Annotated in this window: 9 protein-coding genes; 4 read left to right on the top strand and 5 right to left on the bottom strand. The window is 41.8% G+C overall.

Annotation, left to right across the window (positions count from 1 at the left end; translation table 11 throughout):
- Positions 1-55 precede the first annotated feature (55 nt).
- From QZU45_RS04265 to QZU45_RS04285, 5 genes are all read right to left on the bottom strand, one after another.
- Positions 56-1,297 carry a DUF4026 domain-containing protein gene (locus QZU45_RS04265; RefSeq protein WP_295352017.1) on the bottom strand — a complete coding sequence of 414 codons (1,242 nt, stop codon included), beginning with the start codon at positions 1,295-1,297 and terminating at the stop codon, positions 56-58.
- A 248-nt stretch (positions 1,298-1,545) separates the two neighbouring features.
- Entirely contained in the window at positions 1,546-2,499 is a 954-nt protein-coding gene (gene msrB, locus QZU45_RS04270; protein ID WP_295352020.1) for a peptide-methionine (R)-S-oxide reductase MsrB, read from the bottom strand.
- Between the two features lie 74 nt (positions 2,500-2,573).
- Complete coding sequence (locus QZU45_RS04275; RefSeq protein ID WP_295352023.1) at positions 2,574-3,368, bottom strand: MetQ/NlpA family ABC transporter substrate-binding protein; 795 nt, start codon at positions 3,366-3,368, stop codon at positions 2,574-2,576.
- 407 nt (positions 3,369-3,775) lie between these two features.
- Positions 3,776-4,978, bottom strand: coding sequence for a heme biosynthesis HemY N-terminal domain-containing protein (locus QZU45_RS04280; RefSeq protein ID WP_295352026.1), 1,203 nt, complete (start codon positions 4,976-4,978; stop codon positions 3,776-3,778).
- Entirely contained in the window at positions 4,978-6,705 is a 1,728-nt protein-coding gene (locus QZU45_RS04285; protein WP_295352029.1) for a uroporphyrinogen-III C-methyltransferase, read from the bottom strand. Before QZU45_RS04285 ends, QZU45_RS04280 begins: the two co-directional genes overlap by 1 nt.
- Positions 6,706-6,942: 237 nt before the next feature.
- Here QZU45_RS04285 and QZU45_RS04290 point away from each other — a divergent pair, with 237 nt between their 5' ends.
- The 4 genes from QZU45_RS04290 (at position 6,943) to dapF (ending at position 11,815) form a co-directional block, all read left to right on the top strand.
- Positions 6,943-9,378: a class I adenylate cyclase gene (locus tag QZU45_RS04290; RefSeq protein ID WP_295352032.1), complete on the top strand. Its 2,436-nt coding sequence runs from the start codon at positions 6,943-6,945 to the stop codon at positions 9,376-9,378.
- Between the two features lie 83 nt (positions 9,379-9,461).
- Complete coding sequence (locus QZU45_RS04295; protein WP_295352036.1) at positions 9,462-9,650, top strand: lipoprotein; 189 nt, start codon at positions 9,462-9,464, stop codon at positions 9,648-9,650.
- Between the two features lie 69 nt (positions 9,651-9,719).
- The gene (gene lysA, locus QZU45_RS04300; protein WP_295352038.1) at positions 9,720-10,967 is read left to right on the top strand and encodes a diaminopimelate decarboxylase; all 1,248 of its coding nucleotides are present in this window, start codon (positions 9,720-9,722) and stop codon (positions 10,965-10,967) included.
- Positions 10,968-10,978: 11 nt separating this feature from the next.
- Positions 10,979-11,815 (top strand): diaminopimelate epimerase, encoded by an 837-nt coding sequence (dapF, locus tag QZU45_RS04305; protein WP_295352041.1) that lies wholly within the window; start codon positions 10,979-10,981, stop codon positions 11,813-11,815.
- Positions 11,816-12,187: the final 372 nt, after the last annotated feature.

The following is a 12,187-nucleotide window of genomic DNA, read 5'->3' on the forward strand; positions in this document are numbered from 1 at the left end:
TTCTCGTGTTTCACTCTGACATAGGTTGGGAAATGAGCTTTTCTTTTGCCTGTATCTAAGCTAAACGATAGACATCGTCCGGAGTAATACAGTTTCCTTTGGAAAAGATTTCCCAGTCGGTAATATCCTCAAAAGAATAGGTACCGATATCGCCTTCTCTGATTCCCTTAACGTAGTAGGCCTCCTGAGTAAGCTCAGCTACAATGGAATCCTTTCTGATCTCCTTAAGTTCAAACCAAATATGCTCTTTCTCTGAGTTTTCCTCAATGAACTCCTCATCTTTCTGCAGGGCGATTTTGACAATGATGACATTCTCTTTGTCCTCTGCAGCCTTAATCATATAAGGAAGTCTTTCGATAGCCAGATCGCTCATGCGCCTTGTCTCTTCGTTGGAAATCATGAACATTGGATTCTCCTCAAGATAAGGATCAAACTCCTGTATTGGGCTGTATTCTCTTGCCTCCTCATCATCTGGGCCCATATACATCATAAGTACATAGGTATCCTCACTGTGATAGTTATCCTCATCTCCTGCACGATCCTCCACGGTACCAACGGTAGCCTGAGGATAGAACTTTAGGGCTTCCTTCCATTCCACTGCAGTACATACCAGATATCTGTCAGCGGCCTGAGCAATAAAGACGCCTTCACCAGGTTCTATCCTTTCGTCATTATCAAGCATTCTGAAGGCAAAGGCTTCGATAATACGGTAATGATCCTCATATTTTTCTCTGTTTGAGCAGAGAATTTCCAGCTCATAAAGACCGCAGCGCCTGAGCCCGTGAGTGTGCAGCCAGATCTCATCATCGCCATTGGATACAGCCTGTACAGTAAAGAGATATCTTGGAGAAGGGAGTGTTTTGGCTTTTGCTGCAAAGGAGACCCATTTGCCTGAGAGAAGCTTTTCGGCAGGACAGTCCATTACTGCAAGGATTTCGTCTGGGAACAGGGCATTGATGATACGGAGCTGATCGTAAAAGCATCTGGTGCTGCTGCCTTTAAACTCCATACTGATACCAAGGCCCATTCTGGCTTCATCAATCTGTTTAAGCTCTTCCTCTGAGAAGGCATGAGCCGGTCTTACCATGTCAGGAATATCAATATCGGTTGGATCGAGATCTACCTCGTAGACATTATCATCAAGTCTGAGAGTAAGAATCAGACCTCTGTCCTCATCTGCAGTGATATTCTCAATCTGGATATCCTTATTCTGCATCAGATTTTCAAGTGGCTTTTTAGGATCATGCATATCCTCTTCTTTGTTTGGAATGATAATCATGTAGGAAGCTTCTTTCACTTTGTTTTTCCTTATGAAACTTAATTGTTCAGATTGTTGTATTTGAATGTAAGTAAACCGAGGACCACTCTATACCTTAAGACTTAGGCTTATGATATGAGCTGAAGCTATGTCCAGCAGGGGGGCATTATGAACGCAAGGGAAGATAAGATAAAAATTCAGATCTGCCAGAAGGTATCTGCCAGATCTGAGAGAATCTGATACTACTGAATATCAGAGAGGGAATAGGATTTAAACATTAGGCTGAGCTATTCAACCAGTTCCTTGAACTCGGCATAGCCTTCCTCATCCATTCTGTCGTATGGAATGAATTTCAGGGCTGCACTGTTGATGCAGAAACGGATACCGCTCTTATCCTTTGGACCGTCGGTAAAGAAGTGACCAAGATGGGCATTGCTGGTTTTACTGCGGACTTCAATACGCTGACGGTTATCGCTGTCATCGTGATGCAGAGAGACTACGGACTGATTGATTGGCGCACTGAAAGCAGGCCAGCCGCAGCCGGATTCATATTTGTCGGTGGATTTGAAAAGTGGGGCTCCGGTGATTACATCCACATAGATGCCTTTTTCAAAATGTCTGTCGTACTCACCTGTGAATGGTTTTTCAGTAGCGCTTTTCTGGGTAATCTCATAAGCTTCCTCGGAGAGTTTTTCCTTTATGGCTTCACGCTTATCAACGGTATATTTATCCTTGTCTATAAAGCGGCTGTTGTCCGCCTTTAAATCAGCCAGGGAGAAAAAATCCACATGGCAGTAGCCGTCAGGATTCTTCTTAAGATAATCCTCAGCCTCAAAGAAGTTCTCAAGAGTTTTTATCTCCAGTGCAAACTTCTCCTCGTACTTGCGCTGCTCATAGTCGACTACCTTTCCGATGGTAGCTAAATCTGACTCGTCGGTGTAGAAGATACCGGTTCTGTACTGAGTTCCAAAATCCTCTCCCTGATGATTTACAGCAACAGGATCGATAATCTTGAAGAACTGGGTTAAAAGAGTCTCCAAGGTTACTCTGTCGGTATCATAAACCACCTCTACGGTTTCAGCTGCACCGGTATTGCCGGTCTTAACTTCCTTATAGCTTGGATTTTCCACTTTTGAATTGGCATAGCCGCTTTTTGAGGATACAACTCCATCTATTCTTGAATAGTACTCTGATACGCCCCAGAAACATCCGCCTGCAAGATAAATTGTCTTAATACTCATTTTTCTTTCTCTTACCTGTTTTATATAGTTATGAGGACAGGGATAATTCCCTGTCCTGGGTTTAATAATTGAATTTAGAAGGCTGGTACCACAGCACCGTCATACTGTTTTTCAATATACTTTTTAACATCAGCTGAGGTTAACTCGCTGATAACCTTTTTCAGATCCTCATCCTTGGCTGCACTCTTGTTGGCAATTACAAGGTTTACGTATGGAGAGTCCTTCTGCTCAATGAACAGAGCATCACGGGATGGATTCAGATTTGCACCTAAAGCATAGTTGGTGTTGATAACTGCAGCGTCAACATCTGATAGGGCACGAGGCAGCTGAGGTGATTCGATCTCTTTGAACTGCAGGTTCTTAGGATTTTTTACAATGTTGAAGGTGGTAGCATCAATTGCATTTGGATCCTCAAGAGTAATCAGACCGGCGCTCTGAAGCAGAAGCAGGGCTCTGCCGGTATTGGTTGGCTCGTTAGGAATGGCAAGTACAGAGCCGTCCTTCAGTTCTGAAAGACTCTTGTATCTGTTTGAGTACAGTCCTAAAGGTTCAATATGGATACCGGCAACTTCTACCAGATTCTTCAGGTTATGATCCTTTTCAAACTGTTCATACCATGGACGGGAGGCAAAGTAGTTGGCGTCAAGCTGACCGTCTTCAGTGGTCAGAAACGGCTGGATGTAATCGTTGAAGATTACCACTTCAAGATCAACGCCCTGCTCTTTAAGCTTTGGCTTGATGTACTCTAAAACCTCAGCATGAGGAATTGGAGTTGCACCGATCTTAATGGTCTTGGCATCTGCGGATAATGATAAGAATGAGGTTGCAGCGAATACAAAAGAAGCTGCTAATACAGAAATTCTGCGCATAATAGTCTTCCTATGATTAAAAAATCTTAGTTAAAAATAAAACTGGTTAAACTGTAAAAAGATGTAAATTTAAAATTTGAAAAGGTGATTTACATGCACATGAGAGTGCAGCTGCGACAGGTACACATTGAAGAGGTATAGAAAGGATTTGCAGAAACATATGACTCTGTGTTTGCTGAGGACAAAACTGCTAAGACAGTTTTGTAAATCCGTGTAACTTTTTTCATAAATATCTCCTGTCATTTATAGTCTATGTGCTCATACTATCATTAGGATTTTATTAGTGCTAATTCTATTTTTTAATAAGTAAATATAGTTTTAAGCTATAACTGAATTTAGAAAAATCTGACAAGAAAAAACAAAAATGGCGATCATCTGATCGCCATGTGGATAGTAATACTGAGCTGCTATTTCTTTAAGGCCAGAGCCTTATCTTCATAGATGAGGGCATTGGCTTTTCTGAAGAAATCAGTTGCTTCTTTAACCTTTTCAAGATTGGTCAGAATGGTTCCGATTCTGATATAGATATCAGTGCCAGGTTCAATGGCCAGAGCTTTCTTATAGTCATCAAGGGCGTCAGGCATCAGACCGGCTCTGAACTCAAGGTTACCCATGGCCTTCAGCAGCGGCAGATTAACCTGAGCTGAGATTATATTCTTTGAAGCGTATTTCTTCAGGAAAATCAGAACCTCAGGAACCGCAACTTCCCAGCTGGCAATCGAGTCAACAAAGACCGGATCCACTTCTTCCTTCATCAGATCAAGAGCCAGAGTCTGAGCTTTATCTGGATTACCGAACTTAAGGTATTTATAGATGATAGCTCCCATGATCTTGGAATTTCTCTTATCCTCGCGGCTGAGCTCCTTATAAATCTGCTCCACCTTTTCTGTAGAGTCAGCCTCCTTAACCTCCTTCTGAAGATACCTGATGTAATAATTGCGGGCATCTTCCTTGGTTAAGGCCTTGAGCTTGATAAACTCCTTGCTGTTATCATAGATTTTCTTGTAATCCTCGGTTGCAAGGTAGCTATTTATATACAGCTGACTTATGTATTTATTCTTTATGGCTCCCTTCATATCATCAAGGTACTCTAAAGCAGCCTTGGCATTACCGATATCAAGATTCAGCTTTGCTCTTACAATATCAGCAGCAAGCTTAGCCTGTCTGCCTCTGCTCTGGGCCTCATCCAGTGCGGCGCGGGTGAAGTCATACTGTTCGATGGCAAAGGCGGCCTGAGCTGCCACCAGCAGAGATTTTTCACTCATTTTCTTAAGAGGACTGGTATGTTTTAAAAGTCCCAGACTCTGTTCGAACTGTCCCTGACTGAAATCGATATAAGCTTCATCCTGTGCTGAGAGTTTCTTGTTGAAAGCTCTGTTTTTAAAGCCATCCCTAATACGGGATGGTATGTTCAGGATTTTCTTTAGGAGCACGTACAGTATGAAGAGCAGCAGAATTGAAAGAACGTAAATTACAATGGCTGTATTTACTGAGGTTTCAATGATTCTGTCGCCGAACACAATGTGCACAAAACCCTGTGTATCAGCCAGCATTGGTCCTACAAAGACTGCAACACTGGTAAACAGGATTAAAATCAGAATTTTAATCATCAGACGCCTTCCTTGTTTTCAGTCTTATTGATCTCTTTAGCCTGTTCTGCGGAAGTCTTTTTCATGCCGTTCTTTTGGTTTTCTGCAGCATCCTTTTTTAAATCTGCCTTAGCTTCAGGAGCTGAGCTCTGAACTGCCTTGGTGTTTGTGGCTTTTTCATTCTGCTTCTGCTGGTTCTTGTACAGATTGAATCTGTGCTGAGCATGAGCATTGAACAGAGGAACACTGGTAAGCTGATCTGGTTTACCTGCGGCAATGTTTATCTTTGAGATTTCATCGATAACCTCAAGATTGGTGGTTACATTGGTATTGTTGATATCGTAGTAGGCTGAAATATGCTTTTTGATTTCATCGAGATTGTGGGCAAAGCTTTCCTGGTCTTTGTTGAACAGGGCAATCTTGGCTAAAAGAATCTCTGTCTTGATGTTCTGCAGCAGAATTGCTGACTGTTCGGGTGACAGATACTGGTTAACCACTCCATCGCTGCGTCTTCTTACTTCAACAAAGCGAGAGGAGAATTCCTTGAGACTGGTTAAGAGGTTCTCCTTCCAGTCACTGATATTGTCTGTGGTTGTATCTGTTTTCTTGTAGGAAGCTTTTTTCTGAGCTTCAGTTAAAAACTCGTTCAGAGGCATGCCGTCTACATTGTCATACACACTGTCCAGCTTATAGAGAATACCTCTTGAGTCTACATGCTCAATCTTCTTTAAGGAGAGAATATCTTTACTGATAGCCTCTCTGATCTGGTTGATTGCAGGTTCATCAATCTTGACTAAAAGGGTGTCTGCCTGATGAAGATTCAGGAGAACGCCCTCGATGTTGTCACTGAAGCTTAAGATGTTCTGGGCGTTTGAAACCAGGAAGTAGCTCTTGGCAATCAGCCAGTCGTTAGGATTTCTGTCCTCATAGTCATTGAGACGAATGTTGACGGCTTCAGTCTGTCTGGCTGCCTTTTCAACTGTTTTCTGCAGAGTTTCCTGCTGATTCTTTAGAATATTGTTCTGATTCTTAAGCTCATCATTGGCAGCAAGAAGATTGTTTACTCTCTCATCCTTTGCCTTAATCTGATTGTAGAGGTCATTTATCTTGGATTCGGTTGCACTTACATTGGAGCTGGACTGCTGAATCTGCTGCTGTATCTCCATGATGTCGCTGTATTTTTGCTGATCAAAGTAGTAAGCGCCGTAGGCTCCTGCACCGATTACCAGTATCAGCGCGAAGGTGAGCAGATTAACTCTGGATTTTAAGGAGGATACCTGAGGTGTCAATCTGTCATATTCTGTAGCAGGCACAACCTGCTGTGGCTGTTCATCGTTCATGTGTAAAGGTTCTTCCTTTTTCTGTAGTTCTGTTTTTATTTCTGTCTTTACTGCTTCAGCATCTGCTTTTTTAGTATCGTCCTTGATCCTGTCTGAGGAATTATCTGAAGAGGAACTGTTCTGATTCAGCTTTAACTTAGGATCTGGGCCTTTCCCTGCAGAAGCTGAATTTCTGCTGTTATCAAAGGTATGTTTGTGTTCCGTAAAGGAATGCTCTGGTTTCTTTGCGGCAGAATTTTTAGGTTCTGAGTCTAATAGAATCTTAGCCTGATTGAGGGTAGCGTCAACTTCTCTGTTTAACCTTGCCTGTACCAGCTTGTCATGACTGTCTGGTACCGCTCCTTTCTTTGCTTCACCTGCCTTATTTGCAAATGAATCCTTTATGTTTGCCTTGTGATCGTTAGACATATGCTTTATCTCTACTCTAAGCAAAAGAATTGTATCTTTTATGATACCATGTATATATTCTATTTATATGAATAAGCAAGATTTTGTACTTTGACAAGTAGCTACTGATCACTTTTTTGAGTAAATTCGTAGTATATTTTGTTAAAATTAGATTTCGTGTAGATTTCTAATAAAAACTTTCCAAAGAGGCATAGCTTTAATATGGATAAAGCTCAATTTGAAAAAAGATTTTCAAAGGTGAGTTCTTTTAATAGAGGCCGTTTTGCTATTGCCCGTCAGATCATGACCAAGAATGTAAATGAGGTTCTTGATCTGGTTCCTATACTTATTCACTACAACCATCCCGCAATTCCCGGCTACAGAAAAAATGGCGTGCCTTTCGGTATCGACATGTTCACTCCGAATGACTTTCAGCGTAAGTATCTTCAGGACAGAGGCATTGATCCTGATGAAAAAACTGAATCCTTCTGGCCTGTTTATGCCCTTTATGCCATGGGAAGTACCTCCTCTATTGCTCAGGGCCAGAAATCCGATCTGGATATCTGGGTCTGTGTAAGTAAGGATCTCCCTCATTTTGAGATGAATCTTCTCGCTGAAAAATGCAGATTCATTTCCTCTTTCTGCAAAGCTCTAGGCGCGGATGTTAACCTCTTTGTTACCGCGGAGAACCGTTTTATCAGCGGTGAACACGGTACTATGGATACAGAGGACTGCGGTTCGGCACAGTCTCTGTTCCTTTTAGATGAATTCTACCGCTCATCTTTCAGAATCTGTGGACGTTACATTGTCTGGTACATGATTTCGGTTGAGGATGAGCTCAGAGATTATGCCTCTGTGGTTGAGGATTTCTATAAGCTTGACTGGCTGATTAAGGAGCAGTGGTTTGACTTCGGTTCTGTTGCCAAGTGCTCTCCTGTTGAGTACTTCGGTTCCGGCATGTGGCTGGTTTACAAGGGTATTGACCATCCTCTAAAGGCTCTTTTAAAGATTATTCTGATGGAAGCTTATGCCTCCGAATATCCTCATACTATTCTGATGTCCATGGATCTGAAGTCCTCGGTCATTTCAAGTAGAACTTTTGGTCTTGGTCATGATTCCTACTATCTTCTTTATAAAAAGGTATCCAAGTATCTTTCTAAAATAGGGGATAGGGATCGACTCGAGCTTGTAAGAAAATGTTTCTATTTAAAGCTTCTTGAGGCCATTGACGGTCAGCCTCAGAGTAAGCTGCTAAATAAGCGCAAGATTCTGATGCGAAGAGTTGCAAAGCTTTGGGACTGGTCATCCTCCTATATTGAAAAGCTGTCTTCAAAGAAGAATCTTAATCTCTCTTCTATCAAGCGTTTTCAGAATCAGCTTTTAGAGTCTCTGTTAAAAAGTTACAAGGCACTGCTGCGATTCTCTGTTACCCACGGAATTGAATACGCCATTACCTCCGATGATGCAGGTGTTCTTTCAAGAAAAATCTACGCCTCCATTGACAGGTATCCTGGCAAAATCATGCAGTCGTACAGTGAAGTTAGCAACTTCATGGAAGAGGAGACTCTCTCTTTAATTATGCCATCAGAAAACACTGTCTGCAGACACGGCTGGCATGTTTATCCATGTGCAATCGACAATATTGATCTGTTATCCACAAGAGTCGTTTATATTGCTCCGCGTGCCGTGGAAATGGTGGCATGGCTTACAGCCAACCGTGTGCTGACATCTCGTACAAAGGTTTATGTGTCAGCCAGAAGTTCTTCTGTGGATTACAAGAAAATCAAAAGACTTGCGGATGACATTGACAGATTCTTTTTCTCAAAAAAGATTAAGGTAAGAGAGGATGATCTCAGAAAGGCTCGAGATGTAGTTAAATCTATGGTGGTGATTAACTTTGAAAATGACATCACCAAAAAGTTCCTGATCTCAAACTCTGACCTTGAATTGGGAGATACCCTCTCCTGCGGTCGACAGAAAATGTGTCTGATTGGCTCCATCGATGTAATCTCCCTCAATACCTGGGGAGAGCTTACATGTCATTCCTATTCTGACGGAGAACTTGGAGTTGTTGAGCTTCTGGCAACAATCCTTAGAAGCAGTGCTCTGACTGTTATCCCTCGTGAAAATATCGACCTTGAAAAAATTCTGAAGGTCTGCAGTTATTCTGATGAACATGGTGATCTGATCCGCTATGATCTGGAGTCGACCATCAAGGGTATCTTAGGCTGCTACAGTGATTATGAGTCAACCTATGTATTCAATGTTTCTCATAATACTTATGAGGCCAGAGTCAATGAGGACAGCAATGACGTTTCAATTATCAGAAGAAGCATGTTCCGTGCCTCTGATGATGACGTAACAATCCTGTCACGTTTTGGTATGAGACCTGAGTACGCGCTTCAGGTTCCAGCCTCCGTTGAACATCATGCTACCATCGGCATTATGCAGTATTTCTTTGCCCGGGAGCAGGAAGGCTGGAAAATCTATATCGTCAATGAGCGAAATGAAGTTAAGATTTTCTACGGGTTCAATGGCTCCCGTGCCGCACTGGTAAACTCTATTAACAGATACTACACATCTCTGTCTGAGTCGAATACAACCAAATCAACCCTGAATTTCAATCTTCCACAGTATTTTGTACTTGGAAATGATCAAAAATCGATCCATCCGTTCACAATTTCCAATAAATAGTGCCAAATTGGATCATTTTGGATATACTTTCAGTGAAAGTATGAATTTTTTTTCATTACTCTTAATTTAATAGGTTAATCAAATTGAATAAATTTATTGCATTACTGTCTATAACTGTTGCAACACTTTTTCTGTATGGCTGTGGAATTAAAGGCCCTCTTTACATAGAAAAAGATCCTCAGACTCAGACCCAAAAGGCAGATGGTGAGCAGCAGCTTGGTACTCAAGAGAATAATCAGACAAATGTCTCTGCAGGTCAGAGCGTGCTTTAGTAGAATTCAAAAAGGTAGTTAACCCGTCTGTGTCGAATGATACGCCCAATTGACTAATGGATTTGTAAAATGGATTTCTTTGGCTTTAAAGATTCAGATTTGTATGCGGAATCTGTAAAGATTACCGATATTGCATCACAGTATGGAACCCCTCTCTACGTATATTCAAAGGCAACCCTCTCAAAACACATGGAGGCTTTTGAGTCTGCACTTAAGCGTCGGAATCATCTGGTCTGCTTTGCGGTAAAAGCCTGCTCAAATCTTGCTGTCCTTAATCTTATGGCAAAGCTCGGTGCCGGTTTTGATATTGTCTCAGAAGGTGAACTTCGTCGTGTAATCGCAGCAGGAGGTGATCCTTCAAAGGTAGTCTTCTCTGGTGTAGGCAAGAGTGAAAGTGAAATTGAGTTTGCGCTTTCGCAGAAGATAAACTGTCTGAATATTGAATCTCCTGAGGAGATTGATACCGTTATAAAGGTTGCCAGAAGACTAAATGTTGTGGCTCCGGTAGCTCTGAGAGTTAATCCTGGTGTCGATGCCAAGACTCATCCTTCAATTTCCACCGGTCTTAAGAACAACAAGTTCGGTGTAAGTGAAGAGCTGGCCTTTGATCTTTACAGAAAAATGTCGCTAGAGCCATGCCTGAAAGTTTCAGGTATCGACTGTCATATCGGTTCACAGATGACCTCTGTTGATCCTATAATTGAAGCTTCAGATAAACTTATTTCTCTATATAATAAGTTGGTGGCAGCAGGAATAAAGGTTGATCACATTGATATCGGCGGTGGACTTGGGGTTATCTATGATAATGAGACCCCTCCAAGCCCTGAGGAGTATCTGACTCCAATCTTAAAGAAGCTGGAAGGTCTGGATGTTGCACTGTACATTGAGCCAGGACGCGCCATGGTTGCCAATGCAGCAGTGCTTTTAGCCAAGGTTTTATACCAGAAGGATAATGGCGATAAGCATTTTGTGATAACAGATACTGCAATGAATGATATGATACGTCCTGCACTTTATGGCGCTAAAATGACTATCGTAAATGCAACCAGGCATTCAGATACAGCTGCTGTAAAGTCCGATATTGTAGGCCCTATCTGTGAGAGTGACGATTTTTTAGGTAAGGATCGTTCACTTAGTGTAAAGAATGGAGATATCCTGGTGGTAAGAGGTGCTGGAGCCTACGGCTCCTCAATGGCCTCAACCTACAATACCCGCCGTCTGTGTGCAGAGGTGATGGTTGATGGAGACAAGTCTGTTCTCATCAAGAAGAGACAGGCCTTCGAGGATATCTGGAAGGATGAAATTATTCCGGAATAAAAAGGATTAGCATGATTTTTAAATTTTCCAAAATGCAGTGCTGCGGCAACGATTTTATGTTTGTTGACGCCATTACTCAGAAAGCGTTTTTCTCTCCTGAACTTATAAAAAAGCTTGCTGACAGACATTTTGGAATTGGTTTTGATCAGCTGATTCTGGTAGAACCTCCTTTTGATCCTGAGGTGGATTTTCATTTCAGGATCTTCAACTCAGACGGTACCGAAGTTCAGATAGGAGCTAATGCCGCTGCCTGTTTTATTCATTTCGTCATCGAACACAAGCTTACTGCCAAAAATGATCTTCTGGTAAGTTCCGCTTCAAGACTTCTTGAAGTCAAGCTTAACGAGGATGGTTCTGTACGTGTGAATGTCGGTGCCCCTTCTTTAGCTCCTGAGGATATTCCATATGCCTCACTGCATACCTCTGATACTTATCCTTTCAGGTTCAAGGATGGAGAGGAACTGTCTCACAGTGTTGTTTCCATGGGTAATCCTCACGCTGTTTTCTTTGTGGATGATCTGAAAAAGATTCCTCTTGAGAAGTATGGTAAAGAGGTTGAATCTGACGAGAAATTCCCTGAAAAGGTGAATGTAAGCTTTGTAAAGGTCGAATCAGAGCATGAAATAACTCTTAAGCTCTTTGAGCGTGGCTGTGGAATTACCCTTGCAAACGGAACCTGTGCCTGTGCATCCTGTGTCAGCGGAATTATTTCTGGAAAGCTTTCTTCCCCTGTAAAGGTAAAAATGCCAGGGGGAATAGCCCAGATTGAATGGAAGGGCGGAAAAGAGCCGGTCTTTATGACAGTTTCAGAGATCTCACGCGTGTACGATGGCACATTCAGTGTCTAGGTACTACTGATTCTGTTCTCTCCGTTATGTCTAACTCTAATGCCATATCTCTGATTGACTTTAACTGAACGATTTCCTTAAGAATATCGCTTCCTTTTCAATTAAGTTACAAGCTGAATACTTCATTTTTTTGGCTGAGTTTCTTTTTTTTGTGATGGCTGATCCTTACCTCTGTATTTTTACTTTTCCAACTCTTTATTATTTTTTCCTGTGCTAAAATCTTAGACAGAAACAGTAACGAGGCGATTATGAAGAAAGATGTTTTGTTTTTAACCATGCCCAAGAACTTAAGAAATTAAGTTCTACCCATTTACCAAATCATCTATAGTTTTCACAACTGTAGGGAGATCTTTAAAAGTCTGTTTGTCACGT

Source organism: uncultured Succinivibrio sp. (assembly GCF_902756765.1).
Lineage (GTDB): Bacteria > Pseudomonadota > Gammaproteobacteria > Enterobacterales > Succinivibrionaceae > Succinivibrio.

What these genes read in the sequence shown, in the direction of transcription:
- dapF (WP_295352041.1), top strand. Translation starts at nt 10,979, where the DNA reads ATGATTTTTAAATTTTCCAAAATGCAGTGCTGCGGCAACGATTTTATG.
- msrB (WP_295352020.1), bottom strand. Translation starts at nt 2,499, where the DNA reads ATGAGTATTAAGACAATTTATCTTGCAGGCGGATGTTTCTGGGGCGTA.
- lysA (WP_295352038.1), top strand. Translation starts at nt 9,720, where the DNA reads ATGGATTTCTTTGGCTTTAAAGATTCAGATTTGTATGCGGAATCTGTA.
- QZU45_RS04275 (WP_295352023.1), bottom strand. Translation starts at nt 3,368, where the DNA reads ATGCGCAGAATTTCTGTATTAGCAGCTTCTTTTGTATTCGCTGCAACC.
- QZU45_RS04285 (WP_295352029.1), bottom strand. Translation starts at nt 6,705, where the DNA reads ATGTCTAACGATCACAAGGCAAACATAAAGGATTCATTTGCAAATAAG.
- QZU45_RS04280 (WP_295352026.1), bottom strand. Translation starts at nt 4,978, where the DNA reads ATGATTAAAATTCTGATTTTAATCCTGTTTACCAGTGTTGCAGTCTTT.